This window comes from Paenibacillus sp. YIM B09110 (assembly GCF_037167145.1).
Lineage (GTDB): Bacteria > Bacillota > Bacilli > Paenibacillales > Paenibacillaceae > Pristimantibacillus.
This window is the reverse complement of sequence record NZ_JBANSP010000009.1, coordinates 35,985-61,796: the sequence shown is the minus strand read 5'-3', so window position 1 is coordinate 61,796 and position 25,812 is coordinate 35,985. Positions and strand designations below refer to the sequence as shown.

The 25,812-nt window shown below is 45.4% G+C and carries 19 protein-coding genes; 17 read left to right on the top strand and 2 right to left on the bottom strand.

The window, feature by feature from the left end:
- Nucleotides 1-83 precede the first annotated feature (83 nt).
- The 11 genes from V8F51_RS15150 to V8F51_RS15100 all read left to right on the top strand — a co-directional run bounded on the left by V8F51_RS15150 (nt 84) and on the right by V8F51_RS15100 (nt 18,335).
- Complete coding sequence (locus V8F51_RS15150; RefSeq protein WP_337101281.1) at nt 84-968, top strand: ABC transporter permease; 885 nt, start codon at nt 84-86, stop codon at nt 966-968.
- Between the two features lie 19 nt (nt 969-987).
- Entirely contained in the window at nt 988-1,869 is an 882-nt protein-coding gene (locus tag V8F51_RS15145) for a carbohydrate ABC transporter permease (RefSeq protein ID WP_337101124.1), read from the top strand.
- A gap of 216 nt (nt 1,870-2,085) precedes the next feature.
- The gene (locus V8F51_RS15140; RefSeq protein WP_337101123.1) at nt 2,086-3,699 is read left to right on the top strand and encodes a sensor histidine kinase; all 1,614 of its coding nucleotides are present in this window, start codon (nt 2,086-2,088) and stop codon (nt 3,697-3,699) included.
- Nucleotides 3,677-5,347: a response regulator gene (locus V8F51_RS15135; protein WP_337101122.1), complete on the top strand. Its 1,671-nt coding sequence runs from the start codon at nt 3,677-3,679 to the stop codon at nt 5,345-5,347. The genes V8F51_RS15140 and V8F51_RS15135 overlap by 23 nt, the downstream gene beginning before the upstream one ends.
- A 101-nt stretch (nt 5,348-5,448) precedes the next feature.
- Complete coding sequence (locus V8F51_RS15130) at nt 5,449-7,134, top strand: ABC transporter substrate-binding protein (RefSeq protein WP_337101121.1); 1,686 nt, start codon at nt 5,449-5,451, stop codon at nt 7,132-7,134.
- 77 nt (nt 7,135-7,211) lie between these two features.
- Nucleotides 7,212-9,941 (top strand): family 78 glycoside hydrolase catalytic domain, encoded by a 2,730-nt coding sequence (locus V8F51_RS15125; RefSeq protein WP_337101120.1) that lies wholly within the window; start codon nt 7,212-7,214, stop codon nt 9,939-9,941.
- Between the two features lie 243 nt (nt 9,942-10,184).
- Nucleotides 10,185-12,476, top strand: coding sequence for a helix-turn-helix domain-containing protein (locus tag V8F51_RS15120; protein WP_337101119.1), 2,292 nt, complete (start codon nt 10,185-10,187; stop codon nt 12,474-12,476).
- A gap of 240 nt (nt 12,477-12,716) precedes the next feature.
- Entirely contained in the window at nt 12,717-13,655 is a 939-nt protein-coding gene (locus V8F51_RS15115; RefSeq protein WP_337101118.1) for an ABC transporter permease, read from the top strand.
- Between the two features lie 24 nt (nt 13,656-13,679).
- Nucleotides 13,680-14,576 carry a carbohydrate ABC transporter permease gene (locus V8F51_RS15110; RefSeq protein WP_337101117.1) on the top strand — a complete coding sequence of 299 codons (897 nt, stop codon included), beginning with the start codon at nt 13,680-13,682 and terminating at the stop codon, nt 14,574-14,576.
- A 105-nt stretch (nt 14,577-14,681) separates the two neighbouring features.
- Nucleotides 14,682-16,352 carry an ABC transporter substrate-binding protein gene (locus V8F51_RS15105; RefSeq protein ID WP_337101116.1) on the top strand — a complete coding sequence of 557 codons (1,671 nt, stop codon included), beginning with the start codon at nt 14,682-14,684 and terminating at the stop codon, nt 16,350-16,352.
- A gap of 108 nt (nt 16,353-16,460) precedes the next feature.
- On the top strand, nt 16,461-18,335 hold the full coding sequence (locus V8F51_RS15100) for a hypothetical protein (RefSeq protein WP_337101115.1): 1,875 nt from the start codon (nt 16,461-16,463) through the stop codon (nt 18,333-18,335).
- Nucleotides 18,336-18,435: 100 nt separating this feature from the next.
- Here V8F51_RS15100 and V8F51_RS15095 read toward each other — a convergent pair whose 3' ends face one another.
- Nucleotides 18,436-19,050, bottom strand: coding sequence for a helix-turn-helix domain-containing protein (locus V8F51_RS15095; protein WP_337101114.1), 615 nt, complete (start codon nt 19,048-19,050; stop codon nt 18,436-18,438).
- Nucleotides 19,051-19,265: 215 nt separating this feature from the next.
- On the opposite strand from V8F51_RS15095, the gene V8F51_RS15090 reads away from it, so the two are divergent.
- From V8F51_RS15090 to V8F51_RS15070, 5 genes are all read left to right on the top strand, one after another.
- Nucleotides 19,266-20,261: a Gfo/Idh/MocA family protein gene (locus tag V8F51_RS15090; RefSeq protein WP_337101113.1), complete on the top strand. Its 996-nt coding sequence runs from the start codon at nt 19,266-19,268 to the stop codon at nt 20,259-20,261.
- Nucleotides 20,258-21,022 carry a sugar phosphate isomerase/epimerase family protein gene (locus V8F51_RS15085; RefSeq protein WP_337101112.1) on the top strand — a complete coding sequence of 255 codons (765 nt, stop codon included), beginning with the start codon at nt 20,258-20,260 and terminating at the stop codon, nt 21,020-21,022. The genes V8F51_RS15090 and V8F51_RS15085 overlap by 4 nt, the downstream gene beginning before the upstream one ends.
- Nucleotides 21,023-21,044: 22 nt before the next feature.
- The gene (locus V8F51_RS15080) at nt 21,045-21,407 is read left to right on the top strand and encodes a cupin domain-containing protein (protein ID WP_337101111.1); all 363 of its coding nucleotides are present in this window, start codon (nt 21,045-21,047) and stop codon (nt 21,405-21,407) included.
- A 255-nt stretch (nt 21,408-21,662) separates the two neighbouring features.
- Complete coding sequence (locus V8F51_RS15075; RefSeq protein WP_337101110.1) at nt 21,663-22,013, top strand: bleomycin resistance protein; 351 nt, start codon at nt 21,663-21,665, stop codon at nt 22,011-22,013.
- Between the two features lie 48 nt (nt 22,014-22,061).
- On the top strand, nt 22,062-23,693 hold the full coding sequence (locus V8F51_RS15070; protein WP_337101109.1) for an ankyrin repeat domain-containing protein: 1,632 nt from the start codon (nt 22,062-22,064) through the stop codon (nt 23,691-23,693).
- 230 nt (nt 23,694-23,923) lie between these two features.
- Here the strand turns inward: V8F51_RS15070 and V8F51_RS15065 are convergent, their stop codons facing one another.
- The gene (locus tag V8F51_RS15065) at nt 23,924-24,826 is read right to left on the bottom strand and encodes an AraC family transcriptional regulator (RefSeq protein WP_337101108.1); all 903 of its coding nucleotides are present in this window, start codon (nt 24,824-24,826) and stop codon (nt 23,924-23,926) included.
- Between the two features lie 146 nt (nt 24,827-24,972).
- On the opposite strand from V8F51_RS15065, the gene V8F51_RS15060 reads away from it, so the two are divergent.
- Complete coding sequence (locus V8F51_RS15060; protein WP_337101107.1) at nt 24,973-25,812, top strand: phytanoyl-CoA dioxygenase family protein; 840 nt, start codon at nt 24,973-24,975, stop codon at nt 25,810-25,812.

Below are 25,812 nucleotides of genomic sequence, written 5' to 3'. Positions count from 1 at the left end.
GACGTCCCACTGTCTCCGATGCATCAATCGTATTTATACTGATTAGCAAGGAGGGGATTTAAGTGGGAGGACGTTTAAGCCGCATGAAGAGAAATATTCCACTACATGTGATGTTGATCCCGGGAGTCATCATTGTTTTGATTTATTGTTATATTCCTATGGCTGGCAATATAATTGCCTTTCAAGATTTTACGCCATTAATGGGCTACGCTAAAGCTGATTGGGTAGGCTTGGACAATTTTCAATATATGAGCGATCTTCCGTCATTTTATCAAGTGATATGGAATACCGTATTCATTTCTTTAATGAAAATCGTTTCAGGTCTAGTAGCTCCAATTACGGTAGCTTTAATGCTGAATGAGGTTAGATTATCATTATTCAAACGATACGTTCAGACCATTATTTATATGCCGCATTTTTTCTCATGGGTTATATTAGGCGGTATTGTAGTCGATATTCTGTCCCCTTCAGAAGGGATCGTTAATCAGATTATTAAGGCACTGGGAATCCAGCCTATATCGTTTCTATCCGATAATAAATGGTTTCCCTTTGTAATGGTTATAACGAATGAATGGAAGGAAGTCGGCTTCAGTACGATCATATACTTAGCAGCGCTGACGTCTATTGATCCTACGCAATATGAAGCAGCCGTCATTGACGGGGCTGGTCGTTGGAAGCAGACATGGCATGTTACGCTCCCTGGTATACGCCCCACGATCATATTGCTTGCTTGCTTAAGTTTGGGCAACGTATTAAACGGCGGATTCGATCAAGTATTCAATTTGTACAGTCCCGTTGTCTACGAGTCAGGCGATATTCTAGATACGCTTGTGTATCGAATCGGTCTTGTCGATAATAATTATTCGGTCGCAACTGCAGTTGGTTTAGTGAAGTCAGTCGTTTCCTTAGTGCTGATTGGTGCGGGTTATTGGTTGGCTTATCGATTTGCCAAATACCGCATTTTTTAAGGAAAGGAATGAGTAAACGATGTTATCGAAACCATATCGGTTCTTTCTGATTTTGAATGCTTGCTTGCTGCTGCTGCTCACGATAGCCTGTTTATTCCCGATCTTGAATGTCCTTGCGATTTCCTTCAGCTCAAAAGCAGCGGCGAGTGCGGGTCAAGTTTCCTTATGGCCTGTAGACTTCACAATGAAATCATACGCTTACGTGTTCAATAATGAGAGTTTCCTCACTTCGTTTCTTGTTAGCGTAAAACGTGTGGTTCTAGGAGTCGGAATCAATATGCTGCTTAGCGTACTGGTTGCGTACCCGCTGTCAAAGGAAGCGCAAGATTTCGGCAGCAGAACTTGGTATGCTTGGTTTTTCGTTTTTACGATGCTGTTCGGAGCGGGATTGATTCCCGGCTTCCTGATTGTCAAGGAAACAGGAATTATGGACTCGATATGGGCTTTGGTTTTACCGGGAGCCATACCTGTTTTTAATGTTCTTCTTATTATGAATTACATGAGAACACTGCCGAGAGCGCTCGAAGAATCGAGCTTTATGGATGGCGCGGGTCATTTCCGCACGTTGTGGTCTGTTTATTTGCCTCTAACTTTGCCCAGTTTGGCAACCGTAGCTTTGTTTGCGCTGGTTGCGCATTGGAATGCTTGGTTTGATGGCATGATCTACATGAATAGACCCGAGCATTATCCGCTATCAACCTATCTGCAATCGCTGCTTAAATTCGATAGTATGAACCAGACGAATATGAGCTTGGAACAAATCAAGGTGCAGCAATTTGTATCCAATCGAACAGCCAGGGCAGCTCAAATCTTTGTATCCGCATTGCCGATTCTGCTCATCTATCCGTTCTTTCAACGATATTTCGTTAAGGGGCTTGTTGTCGGCAGTGTTAAAGGGTAAATTTATAAAAAAAACGAGGAGCCGTATTACGGCTCTTTTGTCGTATGCTGATAGGTAGGGATGCTCATGAAAATGCAATGGAACTCTATTTTCACAAAATTATTTATCGCTTTTTTTCTCGTTATCATTCCACTCTACGGATTAGGAATATGGTCAACCTTTATCGGATCGGAACAGATGCGGAAGGAAATAGACAAATCGAACATATCTAAACTGTTGTTTCATTATAATCATCTTGAATTCGAGATGACGAGGATGTCCAGCCTCATTACGGAATATACCAATGATTACGACTTAGTAGGATTCTCGGCAGAATATCCGGTGTTGAGCGGTTATGAGGTATCGGTGCGAATGAACGAAATCCATCGGAAGCTGCGTCAAGTCCAGCAGTCGAGTCCTTATATTGAAGATGTCATCTATTACGTGCCCGTGATAGGTAAAAAAATTAGCGCCCTCTCGTACATTTCAAGCTATCAGGGAGAAGAATTGCATGGCTTGTTAGAAAGCAGAGGAAATTTGCAAAGCTCCATTTCCCTATATGATGGAAGCCTTTATTACACGATGAGCATTCCGTATAGTATGAATAGCTTGGTGGAGCCCAACTTTCTGTTAGCATTCAAGATAAATACGAAAGAAATGATCAGAACATTGAACGGATTTACAGAAACGAGCGTTGGTGGGGCGTCACTTCTATTCGGAAAGGGCATGTTTACTTTGAATTCCGATGGTTTATCAGAAACGGATACGAATATTCTACTTTCGGATAACGGGATGGAGACGAAGGAATTACCGGATGAAGTTCGCCGATTGGAATCGGAGAATAACCGAATATACACGATTAATAATGAGGAGTTTGGCATTCAACTTGCGGAAATTATTCCGAAGTCCACGTTGCAGCAGCCAATCGAAATTTATACTCGATGGCTCTGGATCATTACTATTTTTTCTTTATTGGTTATCGTTTTGTTTTCTTACTGGATCATAAGACTCATTTATCGGCCTTTAGGCAAGCTGACTACCGCGTTCAAAGTTGTGGAGTTCGGACGAAACGGGAAAATTCGGCATAATCGTAAAGATGAATTCGGTTTCTTATATACGAGATTTAATGACATGCTCGAACGTTTGCACTTATTGATAGAGGAAAATTATTTGCAGCGAATCCGTTCGCAGGATGCGGAGCTTAAGCAGCTCCAGTCGCAAATTACGCCTCATTTTTTGTATAACAGCTTGTTTACGATCAAGCAAATGGCAGAGCTCGAAGATGTGGACGGCATCAAAGAATTTTCCGATTATTTGGGCCAATACTTTCAATATATTACCCGGAATGCAGCGCAGGACGTTTACTTGGAGGAAGATGTCGTACATGCCGTTAATTATATGTCTTTGCAGGAAATTCGGTTTGCGCCAAGAATAGCGATAATCTATGAAGAAATCCCGAAAACGCTGCAACGATTTCGTGTTCCGAGATTAATCCTGCAGCCAATCGTAGAAAACGGTTTCGAGCATGGAGTGAAACAAAACAAGAGCAAAGGGCTATTGAGGCTAAGCTTTCATTTACACGAGAATAGCGCAAGCATCATAGTTGAAGATAACGGGGAGAACTTAACGGATTCAAGGCTTTCGCAATTAACACGTATGATTAACGAAACTTCGATATTATCCACTCATACAGAAATTACCGGGCTTTTGAACGTGCATAAAAGAATGGTTATTCGTTATGGCGCTCCTTATGGCGTTTCGATATCTAGAAGCGAATTGGGAGGCATGAGGGTAGAAATAAGAATGCCAATAGAAGAGGTGGAGACAGATGTTCCGACTGCTGATTGTTGACGATGAAGCACATATCGTGGATGGCTTATACGAATATTTTCAAAAAGAAAGCCGTTATGAACTGGACGTTCTGAAAGCCTATTCGACTTCCGAAGCGATGGATTGGTTGGATGAGGTAAAGGTAGATGTCGTTCTGAGCGATGTGTGCATGCCATTCATGGATGGGCTGGAGCTCGTGAAAGAAATTGAGACGAAGTGGTCACGTTGCAAAGTTGTATTACTTACCGGACATAATGAATTTCAATATGCCCATCAAGCGATAAGAAGCCCTGTCGTCGTAGATTATTTGCTGAAAACAGAAGGGATGGACCGCATTAAAGAGACCGTCTTACGTGCTGCCCAGCTTGTACGGGAAGAACTGGAGATTAGCCATCAGAGGGTTCTCTTAAAGGAAAAAATGCCAAAGGTGATTACCAGTCTGCAGAATCAATTACTGAAGGAAATCCTTCATTCCGCGCACGGTTCAGCCCGTTTGGAGCAAGCTGCCTTTGATACGCTGCAACTGCCGTTTCGTATGGAGAAACCTATCCTTCTAGCTGCCATTACAGTCGAGAATTGGGAGAAATACGAGGGAGATGAGGACCGAAGGTTAATGATATACGGTATCGGCAACATTGCAGAAGAGCTGCTCGGGGAGAAGGCTCATATTAAATGCACGGATATCGACCAAACATCTTTGGTATGCTTCATTCAATCGGCGGACTGGTTCCTCAGCATGAAGGAGAACGAATATCACTTGCTTCGATTTATTCATGGAACGCTCGAAACGTTTCAGGAAGCATGCCGGGAATATTTGAAAATATCGGTATCAGTCGCGCTGATCGACCGTTTTGTAGATTGGGGACATGCCTCCAAAGCCGTAAGTAGGCTTCAATTAGCTCTATTGCAAGGACCAAGCGCGGGAATGGAAAAGTGGATGTTAGTTCCTCTGAGCAATCAGGATTCTACCAATAGCGTGGATAAAGAGCGGGATCAAAAAAAAGCTGCTACGCATTGCATTCAATTGATATTTCAAGCCTTAATGAAAGGAGACCGTCTGGAAGTAGAAAGGCACTTCAAAGATTTTTGCAGTATTTATAAAGAGGAAGGGCCTGAAGATCCGTTCGACAAAATGCAAATTTTGCATGGTGTATCCAATCATCTTTTAATGGCGATTGATGCCTTAAACCTTAAAGAACATGCTGAGAGTCGGGAAGATTGGTTTTTATTTCTACGATTTGATGCCCAAATTTCTTGGATGAAGGCATTAAACCTATTTTTGAGATGGCTGAATCTCATTCTTCAACGGGGGCATTGGGAGGGCAAGCTGGTTGAGGAAGACTTGCCCATGCTTGAAGTTATCCATCACTATATTCATACCCATTTGGAGGACGATCTGTCATTGACCCGAATTGCCGAGAAAGTTGCGCTTAATCCCTCTTACTTATCCAGATGGTACAAGAAACATACCGGTGAATCCATATCCGACTACATTATAAGGTTGAAGATAGAGAAAGCAAAGGAACTGCTCAGCTCCAGTTCGCTAAAGATTCATGATATCTCTACAAAGCTGGGCTTCGCAGACCCCCATTATTTTTTTAGATTTTTCAAAAAAGCAATGAAATGCACGCCAAGTGAATATCGAGATCTTATGTCCGAGAAAAAGTAAAAGGAAGATACCAGATGTCAACACAGCCCACTATCAGGATCAAATGCTCAAACCCTACAATAAAAGCAGAAAGTCATTTATCTATTGGGAGGGTTACGAACGTGCAAACAAAAAAAAATAAGCGAGTAAAATGGATTGCCCTGCTAGCCGTGGCTTCAATGCTAATGGTATCCGCATGCAGCAGCAATTCAAGCAATTCCAACAAGGAAGTCAATGCTACCGAAAGTCCAGACGATACTCCGACGAATACCCCCGCGGACACGGGTCCTCTGTCGAAATATGATCCGCCGATTACCATTACGGCCGTCAAAGACGATTCATCCAAGAGCTTCCTGCCAGAAAGCGACACGGTAGAAAATAATGTTTGGACAAAAGGGTATGAAGAAGAGCTTGGCATTAAAGTGACTTATAATTGGGTTGTGCCAACCGCTAATTTCGGCGATAAAATGAATGTCACATTGGCTGGCGGAGATTTGCCTGATTTAATGAGTGTCAATGGCACGCAATTAAAACAGTTAATCGAAGCAGATAAAGTGGAAGATCTTACAAGCGTTTATGAGACCTATGCATCCCCGCTCTTAAAGAGCATGGTTGAAGCAGACGACAAATTGGGCATGAATGCCGTAACGTTTGATAACAAATTATATGCAATTGCTAATTATACTGGCGTGCTGGATTCTGCTCCAATGATCTGGATTCGCCAAGACTGGTTGAAGAAGCTGAATCTGGAAGCGCCGAAGACGATGCAAGATGTCAATGCTATTGCGAAAGCATTCACAAATAACGATCCCGATGGCGACAAAAAGAACAATACGTACGGATTTGTTATTTCCAAAGGTCTACATCAAGATTGGATGCTTCAACCGACCGCTTTCTTCAACGGCTATCATGCCCAATTAGGAAGTTGGGTGAAGGATTCTTCCGGCAGCAGCTATGTGTATAGCAGCATTCAGCCTGAAGTGAAAGAAGCTTTGGCTCAGCTGCAGCAATTTTATAAAGAAGGTGTCATTGATCCGGAATTTGGTACAAAGGACATTGATAAAGCGCTAGAAACAGTCAACTCGGGCAAGGCTGGAATGATTTTCGGACCGATGTACGCGCCATTCAATATTGGCGAAATCATTAAGACGAATAAAGAAGCTGATTGGCTGGCTTATCCAGTCGTTTCAATCGACGGTGAAAAGGCTTACGCTCAGACGCCTGCACCGAATTCGAATGCCTACGTCGTTCGTAAAGGTTATGCGAACCCAGAGGCGTTAATAAAGCTGTTAAATTTCCAGGTCGAGAAAATGTACGGAGAGAGCTCTGTAACGGAGCGTAAAAAATATACGGGTGAAAGCGATCAAGCGTGGCATGCCGCAGTCGTTTCCGTGCTTCCTCCGAATAAAAACGTGAAGGCGCAAATCAATATTTCCGAAGCGCTTAAGGCTAATGATCCATCCAAGCTGAATACGGAAGAGAAAGGCTATTACGATGGCATTGTTAAGTATCGTGCCGGTGATATGACGCAATGGTGGAACGAGAGGATATTCGGTCCAGACAGCTCTCAAGGCGTGCTCAAGTTTTACATGGAGAATAATCTGACGATTGCTAACGATTATATTTTTGCGAATACCAAAACGATGGATAGTAAAAAAGCTACCTTAGATAAGCTTGAGCTTGAAACGTTCACAAAAATCATTTATGGCGCTGAATCTATTGATGCGTTTGATAAATTCGTTGAAAATTGGAAGAAGCTTGGCGGAGATCAAATTACAGAAGAAGTCAATGAAGTGTTAAAGCCATAATCGTATTTGATTAAAAAATGTCCTGCCACTGGTGTCAGTACCAGTGGCTATGTTTATTGATAATGGGAGGAATAATGATGTCATTAAGTCCAATAGAAGTTATTTCTTTACAAACGGAGCATGCTTCTAATCCGCTCGGTGTGGAAGCAAGCCATCCAGCATTGAGTTGGAAATTCCATAACGGTTCGATTGAACGGGGATTGTTCCAGGCGGGTTACCAAGTTTTAGTCGCAAGCAGGCCCTACTATCTGGAGCCGGACAAAGCAGATATGTGGGACAGCGGGCTGGTAATCTCAAGCGATCATACATCCATCATCTATCACGGCCATGAGCTTCAGAGCGGAGGCCGTTATTATTGGAAAGTACGAATTCGCGACGGGAACGGGCGATATAGCGATTGGAGCAAGGCTGCTTCATGGAGTATGGGATTGATTCATCCTAGTGATTGGAAGGCGAAGTGGATCGGACTAACAGAGACGATCGCCACAGAATGGACTCTAGAAGGAAGTTCATCAGATGTAATGCCTATGCCATTGCTTCGACATGAATTTGAAGTTGGCCATACCGTCGTTCGGGCTACTGCTTACATATGCGGTCTGGGCCAATTCGAGCTGCGTATTAACGGCGATTCGGTAACGGACAATGTGCTGGAGCCAGGTTGGACCGACTATGATCATACTTGTCTTTACTGTACATACGACGTCACTGAGCATATCCGCAGCGGCAGCAATGCAATTGGCATCATGCTCGGCAATGGATTCTATAATGTAAGCGGTAATCGTTATACGAAATTTAAAGGCAGCTATGGGTTGCCGAAAGCGATTATGCAGCTAGAGATTGAACTGGACAATGGAGAGAGTTTACAGATTACAAGCGGCTCCGATTGGGAGATGGCACCGGGTCCCATTTATTTCTCCTGCGTATACGGAGGGGAAGATTACGACGCCAGGCTCGAAGAGCAAGGCTGGGATAAGCCGCATTTCACACCAGCAGGCGATTGGAACAGAACAGCTTTAGTCTCACCGCCTAAAGGTAACCTCCGATCCTACCCGATCCTTCCTAACAAAGTCATGAAGACCTATGAAGCGAACCATATTTCTGAGCCAGCATCCGATGTGTTTGTGTATGACTTTGGTGTCAATTTCTCGGGAAGACCTCGTCTTCGAATACAAGGACAACGAGGAACGAAGATCAGGTTGGTCCCTGGTGAATTACTGGATGAGCAAGGTAAAGTCAGCCAGACCTATACGGGAGCTCCACGTTCCTTTTCCTACACATTAAAGGGGGAAGGCGAAGAGGTTTGGTATCCGAGGTTTAGTTATGACGGCTTTCGATATGTTCAGATCGAGACCGATGTTTCGAGCTTACCGTCGAGTATAAGTGACGGCCAAAACTTGAAACCGATCGTGCTGGAGATGCTTGGCGAGATGATTTATCCAGATCTAATATCAACCGGGCACTTTGAGTGCTCAAGAGATGATTGGAACGGCATTCATAAGCTCATTATGCAAGCGGTTCTTAGCAATATGAAGAGCGTGCTAACCGATTGCCCCCACCGGGAGAAGCTTGGCTGGTTGGAGGAATACCATCTGATGGGGCCGTCCATGATGTACAATTACGATCTCTCTGCTTTATATGTAAAGCTATTCAACGATATGAGAGACGCGCAGACGGTAGAAGGTCTTGTGCCGGACATTGCGCCTGAGTATGTTGTCTTTGAAAATGGTTTCCGAGATTCCCCAGAATGGGGAAGCGCCTATGTGATTGCTCCTTGGTATTACTATAGATGGTATAAAGGCGATCTTCGCGTACTGGCAGAGCACTATGATTCAATGAAACGATATATACAATATTTGTATTCCAAATCATCCGATCATATCTTGCGTCATGGGCTAGGAGACTGGGGGAATGTATGGCAAAATATTGAGGGTGCCTCAGATCAGACCCCAATCGGGATCACGGCAACGGCCATTTTTTATTATGATTGCATCATTTTGTCCAAAATTGCTCATTTACTCGGCAAAGATCAGGATGCGCACAAATATGAACTTATCGCTATTGAAGTAAAAGGGGCATTCGAGCGAGAATGGTTCAATGAGGAGCAGAAGTTTTTTGCTACGGGCTCTCAGACGTCCAATTCTGCACCACTTGCAGTTGGACTCACAACTCCTGAGACGGACGAAGCAGCGCTTGATACGCTTATCGGAGATCTGGAGCAAGGGGATTATGCGATTACGAGCGGTGAAATCGGGCATCGATTTACGCTATTGGCTTTATCCCGCAAGGGGCGTTCAGACATCATACAAAAGATGCTTGAACAAACTAAGAAGCCATATTACGCCTATCAAGTAGCACACGGGGCTTCCAGTTTAACGGAATACTGGGATGGACCAACGGACGGACATTCGCAGAATCATTTTATGATGGGTCATATCGAAGAATGGTTTTATTCCTCTCTTGTCGGAATATCCATTGATTATGATGGAACAAGGGAATATGCACTGCTTATCAAGCCTTATTTAGCGGAAGGAGTAGACTGGGCTAGAGGCTCGCAACTGCTGCCTCAAGGAAACCTGAATGTTCTATGGAAAATAGAAACCGACGGAAAGCTGGCTTTGCATGTGACGGTTCCTGTCTCGTCGTCCGTTGTTGTTGCTCTCCCGACAATAGATGCTAGTGCCATCAAAGAAAACGATAGATATATCGATTCCGTGCGGGATATTGAGATTATTGAGGAGAAAGACGGCCATTTATTCATACGTGTAGGATCGGGCACGTATACATTTCATTCTCCCATCAGACGATGAACCTTGCTTTCGAGTCACAATGAGCAGGAGATCCATGAGGGAGAGCAAACTTATGGGTTCGCCAACCTTTAAATAGCGATGAACAAGCTTTCGTCAGAATATAGTGACGAAAGCTTATTCATCGTAGTATCAGCTTTTCTGTTTCTAAGCTTAAAAAAATGACATGAATGGGTTATAATTTTAACTCATAGAGATGCTTCACTTTCTCTGTTTTGTATACGCTTTCTCGTAGGGAGGGTTTTTATGAAATGGCCCAGCATCTCACCAATATTCAGAAATTTTTTGATATCCTACATAATCGTGCTGCTCATACCGCTCATTGCAGGTTATGCGTCGTATAGGACGTCAATTAATTTCGCGGAATCCATTTTTATCGAGAACAGCTTAATGACACTAAATCAGAGCAAAGAAATACTGGAGCAGAGATTTGCCGAGGTAGAAGGTTTTACGAAGCAGTTGGCTATTAACGAGGACTTGCGACTGTTGATCAGCGAGAAGAAAATAGGCAATCGATATAACGTTTACGGCTTATGGAAAACCGCTCGCGACGTCACTAGCTATAGCCAAACAAATGATTTCCTTTCCAACTTCTATATCTACTTAAGTAATTACAATGTAATCATCACGCCTAAATCGATCTATTATCGACCGGAGCACTTTTTTGAGCTCAATTATTATAAAGGCATGACCTTTAGTCAGTGGGAAGAGACGCTTCTGAACAAAAATCATCTGAACGAGATCATGTCCCAACAGCCATTCATTCGAAACAGGCAAAAGTCTAACGTTATTACGTTCGCTCAATCGCTTCCCTTGAATAGCTTTAATAAACCGATGGCTAACATAGTGGTACTCATCGATACGGTAAAGATAGGACATCTTCTAGACAGTATTTATAAAAAATACGGCGGTTGGTCGTTTATAACCGACAATCAGAGCAATACCCTTATATCTAATGGTATCAGTGAACAGGCCATTCATAAATTAACCAACATACCTTCTGGGGAATTAGACGACAAGATTCGTATGCAAAACGGGATGCTGCTGATCTCGATCCGCTCCGATCTGAACGGGTGGGTATATACCGCGGGGATTCCTCAAAAATCTTTAATGGAGAAAGCGGACAAGATTAAAGATTTGACGGGCGTTTTTACCGCTGCCGCTTTACTGCTCGGTCTATTCATCGGACTTGTACTCGCCTATCGTAATAGTGCGCCTATCAATCGATTGCTTACCATGTTCAGCGAGCACGTCGGATTGGAAAGAGGGAGAACGAAGAACGAATACGAGCTCATTACGGGCAATATTTCTCATTTAATCGTAAGCAATAAGCTTCTGAAGACGGAATTGAACGAACAGCTTCCGCTGCTGCGCGATGCTTTCATTAAAAGACTGCTTGTCGGCGAAATACATTCGATCCAAGAAATCGAGGCGGCTTTTTCCCAAACAGGTATCGAACTAAAAGGCGAGTATGGCTATGTGGGCATTATGAAGATTAACGGATACAGCGATATCAACAATGAGGAAATTATTCAAGAACTAAGCGTTGCGCGAATTATAATGAGACAAGCACTTCATGGATTTGACTCCGAGTTTCTCATTACGGACTGGGGTACGGACAAAATCGCGATCATTCATTTCCAGGACAGCGAGCCTAAATCCGGACAGGGAAGCGATATAGACGCTATAATGACACAACTTGTACATCTTGTTTTCGGCCAATTCCATCTTTCGATCAATATCGGATTAAGCGTGCCTTTTCAGCATCTTCGTGACATTAGCCAATCATTTGACGAAGCGAAGCAGGCGCTTGAGTATGCCGTGTATGTGGGAGATATGGGAATTGCCTGGTACCAGGATACAATCAGGGATACGACAATGTATGATTATCCCATTGATTTGGAACAGCGTTTGTTCAATACGTTAAAAGCTGGCGAAGTCGAGGAAAGTAAACGGATTCTTATGCAGTTGTTTACGCGCAACTTTGTTGAGCGGGAGCTCTTGTACGATATGAAAGAGAGATTAGTTATTGAATTGAAAGGCACGCTGCTCAAATTGATCGACCAAAAGGCATACCATGACGAAAGTTTTGCCGAGAAAGTCAAAGATCAATTAGTACAGGCTCGTCCGACAGACGACGCAGCTTTGCTCAGAGGGAAATTCGAAAAAATAATGGAAGCGATATGCGATATGATCTTGAAGAAGAAGCTCGAGCAGCACCATGATACCGTTCGCGAGGTCATCCAATTCATCCAGCAACAATTTGGAGATCCTAACCTGACTCTTCACTCCATTGCGGAAAATGTAGGCCGACCGGAGAAAGATATTTCGCAGTTGTTCAAGGAACAGACGGGAGAGAATCTGTTTGACTATATTGAACGGATTCGGATCGAACACGCAACCGTGTTATTAATCGAAGACGTTCTGTCAATCGATCAAATTACCGTCAAAGCAGGATACAACAGTTCGCACTCGTTCCGGCGAGCTTTCAAACGGGTGAAAGGCGTCTCGCCAAGCACCTTCCGCAAATCAGTATAACAATAGACCTGTCTTCGGACGGGTCTTTATTTTTTCATAGGTGCGTGAAAATGCTGTTAAATCAAGGTTTATGGGCGATTTATGCTCATTGTACGGTGGAAATTTCATTGTACCTTTACGGAAAGAAAACAAGTACCCTAATATATGGCTTAAGAAAGCGTTATCAAAACCGGTTGGCACAACACCAAGAACATCATTTTGGGGGTGGTTTTTCTGGAGACTGTAGTAATAAAGAAACGAGTGTCGAAGACCAAAGGAATAACATCGTATCACTGGCAGCTCGCGAAGAAGAGTTTAAAGAGACATTGGCAATTATACGTATTGGTCATTCCGGTGTTGATTTATTTTCTCGTCTTCAAATATGTTCCGCTTGCTAATGCGGTGCTGGCATTTAAAAATTACAACGTCATCAAAGGAATTTGGGGAAGTCCATGGGTAGGCACGAAATATTTCGTGATGTTTTTCCACAACCCGTCATTCGTTACCCTAATTAAAAACACATTGAGCATTTCTTTGTATCAGCTCGCAATCGGGTTTCCGATTCCGATCTTACTTGCTTTGGGGCTTAACGAAATCAAAAGCGCGCGTTTCAAACGGACGGTGCAGATGGTAACTTATGCGCCTTATTTCATCTCCACTGTTGTAATGGTTTCAATCATCATGCTGTTTCTCGCGCCGCGGCTAGGTATTATCAATACCATTATGAATGCAGTTGGATTCGAATCGGTCAACTTCTTGGGCGATACAAGCTGGTTTCGTTCCATTTATGTATTTTCGGATGTATGGCAAACGGCGGGTTATTCAGCCGTAATCTATTTAGCAGCTCTCGCAGGTGTTGATCCTTCTCTGTACGAAGCAGCTAAGGTAGACGGAGCCTCTCGTTTCCAGAAAATCAGAAACGTTGATCTTCCGGGTCTGATGCCCGCCGCCGTCATCATTCTGATCCTTAGCGTAGGAAATATGATGGCGATTGGATTCGAAAAGATGTATCTGTTGCAAAATCCGCTAAATCTGTCCACTTCAGAGATTATTTCTACTTATGTGTATAAGATCGGCTTGTTGAACGCCAATTACAGCTTCGCAACCGCGGTTGGACTTTTCAACTCCGTAGTGAATCTTGTTCTGCTATTGGTGGTCAATACAGTCTCGAAACGAGCTTTTAGAACAAGCCTATGGTGAAGCTAATGGAGAGGAGGGAAGAGCATGCTCGTCAAGAAATCAACGATTAGGGAATCGATGGGAGACCGCATTTTCCTTGGAATGATCTATATCTTTTTAACGATTATTTTATTGCTGGTTCTCTATCCGCTCGTTTATATAGTGAGTTCCTCCTTAAGCAGTCCCGAGGCCGTATCGGCTGGCCGTGTATGGTTATGGCCGATGGACATCACGCTGGACGGATATAAGACCGTATTTAAAAATGAACAGGTATTGCAAGGTTATGCGAACTCTTTGTTTTACACGGTTTTGGGTACACTTATCAGCGTAGCTCTTACGATTATGATTGCCTACCCACTGTCGAAGAAGACCTTTTACGGCCGCAGTCCGGTTATGATGTTCATTACCTTTACCATGCTGTTTTCGGGAGGGTTGATACCGACCTATTTGGTTGTGAAGTCGCTTGGAATGATCGATACGCGTTGGGCGCTGCTGATCCCCAATGCGATTTGGGTATGGCAAGTCATCATCGCGCGGACATTTTTCCAATCGTCTATACCAGACGAGCTGGGAGAAGCAGCCGAAATCGACGGATGCAGCGACTGGCGGTTCATCTTTAGTGTGATTATCCCCCTTGCCAAGCCGATCATTTCGGTTTTGTCGCTCATGTATGCAGTCGGGCAGTGGAACGCATATTTCGATGCTCTGATCTACTTAAAAACACAGTCGATATATCCTCTGCAGTTAATTTTGCGAAGCATTCTGGTTCTCAATAACGGCGCAGGCAACATTGATGCCGGCGAAATGGTGAAAAGGCAGCAAATGGTTGAGTTAATGAAGTACTCGCTGATTGTCGTAGCCAGTCTTCCAGTCCTCGTTATCTACCCGTTCGTACAGCGCTTCTTCGTCCAGGGCATGCTTATCGGTTCTGTAAAAGGGTAATTGAGGATTTTGGAAGGGGGAATTTTTATGTAGGAAAATAGGGTTTGTACAATAAGCCGTATTTATGGGGGTTGAACAAATTTGAATAAAGGGAGATGTTGCACTTTGAAAAGAACATGGACAACGATAACGGCATATGTTCTGATTCTCAGTCTTATCTTGGCAGGATGTTCAACAGGCGGAAATAATACAGACTCGGACAATACAGGCACGAATACCACAAATTCGAACAGCGAGAGCGGCGGCGCACCAGTAACGATCAATATCTTTGCGCAGCAGGGCACTGACACCGATTTGGCTACAAGTAAATTCACAAAACTTCTTGAGGAAAAATTCAATATTACATTTAAATGGACAACAGTACCTTTCGATGGCGCTGCCGAGAAAAGACAGATTTCCCTTGCAAGCGGAGATTATCCTGATCTATACATGCTTATTCCATGGGTGGACAGATTCTCGCAGACTGATCTGCTAAAGTTCGGCCAACAAGGAGTAATCGTACCGCTTAACGAATTAATTGATCAGTATGCGCCGAACATTAAGGCGACACTGGATAATAATGAATATTATAAGGCAATGAACACGGCGCCTGACGGTAATATCTACGGTCTGACCGGGTTAAACGAATGCTTCCACTGTTCCTATCCGAACAAAATGTGGATAAATACGAAATGGCTGGAGAAATTGAACCTAGAAGAGCCTAAAACGACCCAAGAGTTCAAGAACGTACTGAAATCTTTCAAAACAAAAGACCCGAATGGCAATGGCAAAGCGGATGAAGTACCGCTAAGCGGTTCCACCGAAATATACGGCGTGCACATTATTCCTTACTTAATGAACGGATTCATCTATGACGACGACAGAACCTATTTGAATATTATTGACGGCAAGGTCGATATCGCAGCCAACAAGCCAGAATGGAAAGAAGGGCTGGCTTATATTAAGTCGTTGTATGACGAGGAACTAATTGATCCGGGCGCATTCACCCAAAACGCCGAAGCATACAAAAAAATCGGCGATAATGCTGACGCAGAGCTGCTGGGTGCCGGAGCTGGTATGCATCCTGCCATTTTCGTTAACACCGCTGCGGATGGTCCATATGGCAAGGACTACAATCCAATCGCACCGCTTCAAGGCCCGTATGCTAACTATGCAACGTTTAATTATCCGGTTGATCCAGGCGCCTCTTTCGTGTTGACGAACAAAGCAAGTAAAGAAGTTCAAATTGCCGCTATCAAAATGTTGGACTGGATCTATACGGAAGAAGGAACGATGCAAGGTATATTCGGTGAAGAGAATGTGGGTTGGACGAAGCCGAAAGAAGGCGATATTGCCCTTAATGACCAAGTAACGCCGCTTTACGCCGAGATTCCGGTTAAGACAGGCGAAGAGCCGCGAAATGTCTGGGGTCCAATGGCCCAGTATAATCAACACAAAGCTTTTCGGGATGCTGCAGTTCAAGAAACAGATATATATGCCAGTAACGGATATGAACGACGCCTACAAGAAGCCACTTACCTTTATGAAGGAAGCCAGCCGAAGGAAATATTCCCGCATTGGGCTCTTTGGACCGACCCTGCCCAAGCGGATGAGGCAAGCATGATGCAAACGAATATCAAGGATTTTATAGACCAAAACGCTCTTCAATTCATAACTGGGGCGAAAAGTCTTGATAAGGATTGGGATGCTTATGTGAAAGGTCTTGATGCACTAAACTTAAAGGGGTACCTGGAGACGATGCAAAAGGCTTACGATTCTTCCGCGATCTCCAAATAAATGAGCATAAGTTCAAGAGAATAGTCTCAGTGCAAGCGTCTCTATGAGTTGGAGACGCTTGTACCTATTCGCTGACTTGCTCCTAGCAAAGAAAAGGAGTTTATAAGTATGGTGTATTCTGATATCTTAAGTTGGCGCAATGAGAATGGCACGCAACTATGGTGTGGACAACAACTTATCGGTGAAATGATATCGTCTCATTCGGATGATGTCATCTATGAAGACCAGATCGAAACGATCAGAGAAGGATTGTTTTTATGGAAAAGGACCTTCACGGCCGCCAAAAATGATAAGGCAAGCTATCGGCTGACGATGGACTTTGCGGCTCACTATGAAATGCACTATTATATGATTCCGTCCGTATCCTACAACGGGAATGCTTGGGGGAAGGGGAATGAGCCTAGAGGTTTAAGTTTGAATGGGAAGCCATGGACGTATGCATGGCACCGAACGGCAGTAGCGGGAGCCACCTATTCAGAAGGCGCTTATTGGTCAGTGGCTTTATTTGGGAGCACGGATTATTCTCAGCAGCGATTTTCCTGTTCGTTAGAGAGGGAAGAGGAACGAGTCATTCATCGTTTGATATGGCCTGAAGAGGAGACTCCCCTCGTGTATAAGGATAGGGATTCTTATGGAGAAGCCCTATCGACTGAACGGTTTCTAAATCCTGGGGAACAGATCACGATGACCGCGTATTTGGTCGTAGCTCCTGTAGTGCAGCCAAAGATAGCTTGGCATAAAATGCTTGAAGAGGCATGGACGTTGAACCGTAAGCTTACGCGTCCTAACTATTCACCTGAACGTATATGGGAATTGAGCCTGACATTCGCTCAGCAGTCATTATGGGCCAAGGATGAATCATTCGAAGGCTTATGCATCGGGCTTATGCATAATGGTGAGGATTGGGCGCAGATCCGGCACTATGAAATCGGTTGGTGCGGCCAGAACGCTTCGTACGCCAACTCTTTTTTATCTGACTATTTAAAATCCGGTAATGAAGAATCGCTCCGCAAAGGTCTAGCCGTGCTAGATTGTTGGACAGGGCATGCGAGAATGAAGAACGGTTTAATTCATTGCCATTACGATTATATTTTATTTAAATCAAGCGAAAACGAAGTGCAGGATGCTTGCAATCTTGGTACTGCCGCTATGAATTTTATGGAGGCACAAAGTTTAGCAAGGAAATGCGGGGTAGAAAGACCCGAATATTTGGAAACGGCATTAGGAATATGTGATTTTGCCGTAAGGAAGCAAGGGATAGATGGAAGGATCGGAAAGTCGTGGACGAATGATGGCGATATCGTTGATCCAAACGGAACCGTTGGCTGTTTTTTGATTCCTCCTCTAGTGATGGCATTTCGATTAACGAAGAAACGCGAGTATCTGGAAGCAGCAGAGAAAGGATACCGCTATTACGTCTCCGAATTAATGGAGAAAGGCTACACAACGGGAGGGGCTCTAGACACCTACTGTATTGATAAGGAATCTGCTATCCCTTTGCTTAAGGCAGGTCTGTCCTTATACGAATTGACGGAGAACACCCAGTATCTGGAGTGGTCGGAACTTGCCGCATGGTACTTGGCATCTTGGCAGTGGCACCATACGGTCCAATACCCGGAAGATAGCGAATTATTTAAGATTGGCTATGATACGTTTGGAGGTACGGCAGTATCGACGCAGCACCACCATCTCGATCCTTACGCTTTGGCGTTTGTAGAGGATTGGATTCGTTTATCGGATATGACTGGAAAATTAATATGGCGCGAGCGTGCATTAGCCGTCTGGTCCAATGCGTCTCAAGGCATTTCGGATGGAAAGTTGATGATTATGGGGAAAGTGCGCCCTGTCGGCAGCCAAGATGAAGGTTTCTATCACACGCGATGGAAAAACGCATTTCAAGTTTCGGAGTGGCTTGTGGCATGGCCATCGGCTTTCCGGCTGGAGGTGCTTAGAAAAATAAACGATTGGTCTATATTCGAGTAGAGGAGATGGTTTCGATGTCCGTCCACTTTTGAAAACACGATTGAAGACACGAAGCTAGGCGCAGCGTAAGCTGCGCCTTTGTCATGAGTTTCAGCGAATATTAGCCTCCATCATTGGGTTTTGATTGAAGTTCGGTGAAAACCGCTAAGTATTTCACTTCTTCGGAAATAGGAACGACAGTATGTTCATTTAACGAATTAAAATATAGACTGTCTCCTGCGGAGAGCAAATATTCCGAACTTCCGACACTGTATCTCATCTTCCCGGAAATAACGTAAATGAATTCTTCGCCTTCGTGCGAGAAGGTATGTTTATTTATATCGCCCTTGCGCGCAATAAATATATACGGTTGCATGATCTTGTTGTGCCTGCTGGAGGCGAAGGGGTAGAACGAGTATCCTTTGTTGGTATTCAGCCATTTGCTGACATCCTTGTACTGGCTTGCGCTCACCATCACTGTATCGTTGCTCGATTGCTCTTCGAGCAGATCGGAGACCTTGACGCCCAGCGCGTTGGCAATCTTCATAAGTGTCGATACGGCTGGCATTGCGCTGCCGCTCTCGATTTTCGAAAGCATGCTTTTGGTAAATCCGCATATTTCCGATATTTCTTCCTGCGTACGCTTCTGTTCTCTGCGTATTAGCCGTATCCGTTTTCCCAGATCCATGTTGACCTCTTTCTTCGTATCGTAGTCTATTTGTTTAACATACTTCAACTAGGTTGAATTTGCAACCTAACAACCTTGCAACCCCTGATTGATTAATCCATTTTAGTGATGTGGCTTGCAATAGAATAAAGCATGATGTATTATGTCCTTAGTTCAACAAGGTTGAATAATAGTTTATTGAGTGTAGTAATTATTGATATGGTTGATTTCAAACTCAAAGGTATGTCCTAATCCTATTCATCATTTAAGGAGGAGTAAGATTTATGAAAAGGTATAAGGTTGGTTTGATCGGTGCAGGCGGAGTGACGGAACTTCACTTGGATGGCTATCGCGCACACAAAGACAGGGTAGAAGTGACGGCCATCTGCGACCCGAACGAAGAAATTCTTACTCGCAAGGCCGATCAATATGGCATCCCGCAACGGTTCACTAATGTAGATGATTTCATCAAGAGCAGCGGAGTAGATGTCGCCATCGTGTGCACGCCTACTTCAATCCGCAAGCAAGTTGTTATTCCGCTTCTGGAAGCCGGTTTTCCTCTGTTTGTCGAGAAGCCGTTCTCAGATACGCTGGAAGATGCCATAGAGATTACTAATAAGGCCGTGAAGCTTGGAGTAGCCGTATCCGTGAACCAGAATTTCCGCAGACATTTTACATTCGATGTCGTAAAAGGAATCGTAAGCGAGGGCAAGATTGGGAAGGTTACCTCCATTCTTTTCAATAACCTGTTCTTCCGCCAGGATAGCGGGTGGCGCTTGCAGTGCGAGCGGCATGCGCTTTCCGTTATGGGCATTCATTGGTTTGACGGCTTCCGTCAAATCCTGGGATCGGAAGCCGTTTCGGTAACCAGCCTGATGCGTTCCTCCTCGGCGATCGAATGCGCTGGAGAAACCGACGCTACGGTTCAGGTCGACTTTGAGAACGGAGCGATCGCTACGTATGTTCAGAGCTTCTCTTCCTCGTTTTCGAGATCCGAAATGATTGTAATCGGCGAGACGGGTACGTTGCTGTGCACATATGGCAAGGTGGAGTTGTACCGTAAGGAGTCTAACACCCCTCTGCAGACTTGGGACAATGATATCTCGCGCGAGATTGCCACGTTCGAGGGACTGAATCATTTGCTGGAATCGCTGGAAACCGGAGTCCAAGCCCCGAACAGCGCGCAGGACAATTTGAAGACAGTCGCCATGTTGGATGCCGCGTACCGATCCGCAGCGGAGCAGCGGACTGTTTTTCTGAATAAGGATGTTTCAATATGAATCTGAAATTCGCTTTTTCACGGCCTACCGAAACGGACGAAGAGAGGAGCCTCTTGTTCCAGGAATACCCCACCGCGGGATATGCAGGATTACAGCTAAAGCCAGGCCAATACGCTCCGTATCTGCAGGAACCTGAGCGTTTCATAGAGGAATGGGGATCGCAGCCGGGAATAACATCCGCCTTAATTGCGGGGGGAGGTCTCGATGGCGATGGCCGCTCCAGTCTGAAATCATTGTTCGCTTTCGGGGAACGCGTCGGTGCCGAGCGCATCATATTCTGTCACGGCGTTTCCCGCAAGCATGTTACGGATGACGATATACGCAGCTATGCCGGTGTACTGTCAGAGCTCGGCAAGGCGGCTGGGCAGCATGGGCTCGCGCTGTCGCTTCACCATCACTTCGACCAGCCTGTGATGTACCGAGAGGATTTTGACCTCTTTTTCGGCAGCTTGAAGGAACCGACTGTCGGTTTGACCGTCGATACGGCGCATCTTGTGAAATCGGGGATTTCGGATATCGCCGAACTCATTACGAGCTTCTCCCCATTCATCGACAACTTCCATATGAAGGATTTTGCAAACGGAAATTGGCGGGTGCTGGGAGAAGGGACGATAGACTTCGAACCTGTTTTTCGAGCAATCGGCAGCATGGGGTACGGCGGCTGGATATCGGCAGACGAGGAAAGCGGCGGAGACATCCGGAATGGAATGCGGCAGTGTCTCGATTTTCTAAAGAAGGGCCTGCAACTGGGTAATCACTAAAAATAAGAAAAGAGGATCAAATATGGCCACTATTACGAATTTAAGCAAACCAGAAGAGGGTAGAGTAGCCGACATGGGATGGGGAAAGATCCAATGGCTGTGCGGCAAGGAGATCGACCCCGATGCGGAAATGACATTTGGGATGGTATATATTGAAGCGGGAAAAGAAAACAATCGTCACATCCATCCGAACTGCGAGGAAATCATTTTCGTCCTATCCGGCGAATGTGATCATACGCTCGGTGACGATGTATACCACTTAGAGCCCGGCATGATGTTACGCATTCCCCGCGGCGTTCCCCACAATGCTAGAGTCACGAGCTGGGAGCCCTGCCGGATGATAATCACTTATTCATCGGCCGATCGGCAGACAATCGGCGAATAAGCGGGATGTTATGTAAATTCTCGGACAATAGGTACATGATCAGCCATAATTAAACAATCCTTCAATAGCGTGCCTAAGTTTGTGTAATTCCGAACTTAGGCTGTTTTTGCGCGAAACCTAAATACACATCACGAATAACTGGCTAACCTGCTGGAGTGGAACGAAGCGCATAGAGGAAATAGTTTAGATTCATCGAATAACTTCATTGTCATGCATTTGAAACAAGTTCCATTCAGTGGAAGGCGGGTTAATAATATGGAGTATATTCAGTGTCAAATTCCAATTTTACCAGTACGTAATTTGGACGATTCAATTGCATTTTATCGGGACTTGCTTGGGTTTGAAGTGGCTTGGATTTGGAGTGACAATGGATATGCGGCAATACATTGCGGTGAGGTTGAGCTCCATCTCGATGTACAACAATCGTTCACAACATACAGAGCTCACTCGTATTTCTTTGTACAAAACGTTGATGAAGTTTATGCATTGTATCGTAGCAGAGCTGTGGACATCATACATGAAATTGAATTAAAACCGTGGGGAGTAAGGGAATTTACCTTCCGAGATATTAATGGACATATGTTTAGAGTAGCGCAAAAATCGTGATATTGGCTATGTGTATGGAAATCGGGAGGATTAAAGAGGGGGATGGACATGAAGGAAAGTGCAAGTGACGATCATAAAAGAACTCATGGAGTATTCATAGAGGTGGAAGAGCTTGGCAACGCATGCAAAAATGGCCGTATACAACAGGTGGCTGAATTACTGCAAAAGCATCCGAATGTCCTCGATAGTCCCGATCGTGACGAGCGATTCGAATACCCCAGCTCCCATCTCTGGTCACCCTTATATTTAGCGGCAACCAACGGTCATGATGAACTGGTGGACTTTCTGCTAAAATGGGGAGCTAACCCGGTCCCTTATGAGGTCGCCGCTCAGTATCATCACCGTACTTATTGGGATTGGTTGATCACGCTTCACGAACGTGGAAAAGATCGTATCGCGCAGGCATTGGAGACTGCTATTCAGCAACAGTATGGTATTTTGATGGAACCGATCTCGATTCATCGAGCGGTTATCGATGGCGATATCGATCACGTTCGGAACCTGCTAGCAGAAAGACCAGAGAGAGTCAGGCAAGTTGACGCTGTAGGTAATACGCTTCTACATCTCGCGGTGGCTTCAAATCAATTGGAGTTAACCTCTTTGTTAATTGAATACGGCGCGTCTATTGATGCGCGAAACGGCGACGGCCGTACGCCGAGCGTGGTCGCGCTTTTCGGATTGCATCGCTATTGGCGCAATGAGGTGAAGCGGGAGATTCTTGATTATCTCTTGAAGCAGGGAGCAGAATACACTCTTCTTATCGCGGTGACAATTGGGGATGAAACGCGAGTTCGTGAAATCGTAGAAGCGGATCCTCTTCAGGCGAATAGAGCCGATTCATGCCACCGGCGACCGCTCTCTGGAGCGGTAGCTGGCGGGCATGCGATAATCGTTCAATGGCTGCTGGAACAAGGGGCCGATCCTAACGCGAAAGAAGCAATTTGCCAAGGCGGTCTTTCGCTGCGCATCGCAGTAGAAAAGGGAGACATCGAGATTGTCCAGTTGCTTCTCGAATATGGGGCGGTGTCAAGTCATTGGGTTGACTCAGCAGGAAATGCTATGTTCGCAGCATATTCCAGAGGACATCACCGCATCCTCCAGATGATGTACGCTAAAGGGGGTTCCATGGAACTGCAAGTGTACGCAGCACACCATCGGATAGATGTCATCGCGGAGGTGCTGCGCTTGCAGCCATCCAAATCAGACGACGTATTGCCCTATAGCTGGGAAGACAATGGAAATGAGGATCTTGCATTCGACATCATGCAACTGGCAATTCGATACGGGGCAAGGTTTGAGAGCGTCTCCGCGTGGAAGCTGAAGTGGACGGTAGTAAAATATCCGAGAGTTTTTAAACTCCTTCAGCAACATGGTGCAAATCCGGATATGCCACTCTTAAGTATGGCAGGAGATCTGAGCCGTCGATATAAGGTTCCAGAAGAGCGTCTTCAAGGGATTGAATTTCTTATCGAGCTATGCGATGCCAACATGAACTGCCAGGACGATGAAGGATTTACCCCATTGGCGAAGGCGGCTAGGGAAGGCTTTACAGATATTGTTGAATTACTGCTTAGAAAAGGCGCAGATATTCATACGAATGCACCGGAATGGGCGCAACCGATCTTTCTTGCCGAAAAGAACGGACATCCTGATATCGCCGAACGCCTTCGTCGACAATAACAAGTTCTTGTCATCCAATGGGGATAGGCAAGCTGTCTAGAGACACAAATCCATCTACATAATTTATTGAGTAAAAGCTTGAGATATCAGGCTTTTTATTTTTTATGTATGAAAATTCATGTCATATGGTCTCACTCAAATATCCTACAACCCGTCCTATAGGAGAGCGCCGCTGAGCAAAGGAATCATTCAAACGGCATCAAAGTCTATAAGTTTGACAGCAACGAACGTTAGCGTTCGCCAAACAGATGGTTCTTGCTTCTGCTCTTGCGGTAAGCGCCGGGAGCTTGTCCGATTTCGCCTTTGAACGACTTGGCAAAGTGATGCAGGTCGGCGAATCCGCAATAGTCCGCTACCGTATGAAGCGGATAGTCGGTCTGCTCAAGTAGCTCGCATGCATGCCGCAGCCGCAGCTGAAGCAAATATTGATGCGGAGGCTGCCCGAATTGCTGCTTGAATACGGTACGGAAGCGTGAAGGGGACAGATTCGCGCGACGAGCCATGTCCTCCACGGTAAGCGATTCTGACAAATTCAAGTGCAAATAGGATGTCATCCATTTCAGCGACGAGGCCGAAGGCGCTGTATGCGTGCCAAGCGAAGTATGGTCCCGCAGCAGCATGACGATTAATTCAGTGGCTAGCCCTTGCGCCTCCAATCGATTCAAAGTGTCATGCCGGTTCCAGCAGTCTACCATTCTCAGCATCGTATCCCGGAATCGAAATGGATCATGCGGCTTGAATCGGCTTGGCAGGCGCATGCCGGCTAGATCGTTGACGCGAGGCTGAATTAGACCGTCGTAGGGGGTCAAGTCCGTCTGCCCAGCCCTGGTCGGGAAGCTTTCCTTGCGGCGCGGATGATAGAAAATATCGAAATGGGCAAACGGCGTAACGGTCGGGGTCAATCCTTCCAGCGCATGCAACGTTCGCGGCTGCAGAAGGCAAAACTCACCGGCAACATAATCGGAGGTTTTGCCTTCTTCCGTAACGCGCAATTGCCCCTCCTGTACATAGATGAGTAAATAATCAAGCAGTCTGCGCTCCGGCATCGTCCATGGATTGCGTACAGCATAATCGCATTCCCGAATATAGGGCAGTATGGGCTGCTGCTCGATCAGCTCGGTTAAACTCTGCATGGAGTACCTCTCCTTTTTTTCTATCTTACCATAGTCTGCAGTCGTTTTTGACAAAAAAACAATCGCTTCCGCCAATGCGCGCAGACAACTCTAAGCGCTACAATAACAGCAATAACGCCACTTTAATGGAGAAGGGACTGTGTTAGATGAGCCGAAACGAACTCTCGACATTGCCAATACTGGAACAAAGTTACGATCTGACTGAACAGCAAAAGGCCGACTACCGTCAAAAAGGCCACATCATGCTTCGAAGCGTTGCATCCGCTGAGGAGGTAGACATCTACCGGCCGATTATCGGCGATCTTGTGAAGCGGTTGAATTATCACGATAAACCGCTTGAAGAGCGGGATACGTACGGCAAAGCATTCATCCAAATTCCTAATGTTTGGAGAGAGAGCGAGGCGGCGGCGAAGTTCGTGCTTGCCAAGCGGTTCGCGAAAATCGCCGCTGAGCTCATGGGGGTGGATAGCGTTCGAATCTACCACGATCAAGCGCTGTACAAAGAACCGGGAGGCGGTCACACGCCATGGCATCAAGACCAAATCTATTGGCCGCTCGACAGCGACAAAACCGTTACGCTATGGATGCCGCTCGTACCGATATCCGAAGAGGTAGGCTCTATGACCTTTGCGTCCGAATCTCACAAGCAGGGTTATATAAGCAAGACCGTTATTTCCGATGAATCGCATCGAACGCTAAAAGCGTTCATTGAAAACAAAGGACTTGAACAAGCGCAATACGGCGCTATGTCTGCCGGCGACGCTACGTTCCATGCGGGTTGGACGCTGCATTCCGCGCCAGGCAATCCAACGGATACCATGCGCGAGGTCATTACGATTATTTATTATGCGGACGGCACGAAAGTGTCCGTGCTTGACAGCAATGCGCGGAAAAGCGACTTGATTTCATGGCTTCCGGGGTGCGTTACCGGCGAGGCTGCTGCCAGCCATTTAAATCCGATCGTGTATCCCGTTCAAGGAGAGTAA

What these genes read in the sequence shown, in the direction of transcription:
- V8F51_RS15150 (WP_337101281.1), top strand. Translation starts at nt 84, where the DNA reads ATGAAGAGAAATATTCCACTACATGTGATGTTGATCCCGGGAGTCATC.
- V8F51_RS15145 (WP_337101124.1), top strand. Translation starts at nt 988, where the DNA reads ATGTTATCGAAACCATATCGGTTCTTTCTGATTTTGAATGCTTGCTTG.
- V8F51_RS15135 (WP_337101122.1), top strand. Translation starts at nt 3,677, where the DNA reads ATGTTCCGACTGCTGATTGTTGACGATGAAGCACATATCGTGGATGGC.
- V8F51_RS15125 (WP_337101120.1), top strand. Translation starts at nt 7,212, where the DNA reads ATGTCATTAAGTCCAATAGAAGTTATTTCTTTACAAACGGAGCATGCT.
- V8F51_RS15120 (WP_337101119.1), top strand. Translation starts at nt 10,185, where the DNA reads ATGAAATGGCCCAGCATCTCACCAATATTCAGAAATTTTTTGATATCC.
- V8F51_RS15110 (WP_337101117.1), top strand. Translation starts at nt 13,680, where the DNA reads ATGCTCGTCAAGAAATCAACGATTAGGGAATCGATGGGAGACCGCATT.
- V8F51_RS15100 (WP_337101115.1), top strand. Translation starts at nt 16,461, where the DNA reads ATGGTGTATTCTGATATCTTAAGTTGGCGCAATGAGAATGGCACGCAA.
- V8F51_RS15090 (WP_337101113.1), top strand. Translation starts at nt 19,266, where the DNA reads ATGAAAAGGTATAAGGTTGGTTTGATCGGTGCAGGCGGAGTGACGGAA.
- V8F51_RS15085 (WP_337101112.1), top strand. Translation starts at nt 20,258, where the DNA reads ATGAATCTGAAATTCGCTTTTTCACGGCCTACCGAAACGGACGAAGAG.
- V8F51_RS15080 (WP_337101111.1), top strand. Translation starts at nt 21,045, where the DNA reads ATGGCCACTATTACGAATTTAAGCAAACCAGAAGAGGGTAGAGTAGCC.
- V8F51_RS15075 (WP_337101110.1), top strand. Translation starts at nt 21,663, where the DNA reads ATGGAGTATATTCAGTGTCAAATTCCAATTTTACCAGTACGTAATTTG.
- V8F51_RS15070 (WP_337101109.1), top strand. Translation starts at nt 22,062, where the DNA reads ATGAAGGAAAGTGCAAGTGACGATCATAAAAGAACTCATGGAGTATTC.
- V8F51_RS15065 (WP_337101108.1), bottom strand. Translation starts at nt 24,826, where the DNA reads ATGCAGAGTTTAACCGAGCTGATCGAGCAGCAGCCCATACTGCCCTAT.
- V8F51_RS15060 (WP_337101107.1), top strand. Translation starts at nt 24,973, where the DNA reads ATGAGCCGAAACGAACTCTCGACATTGCCAATACTGGAACAAAGTTAC.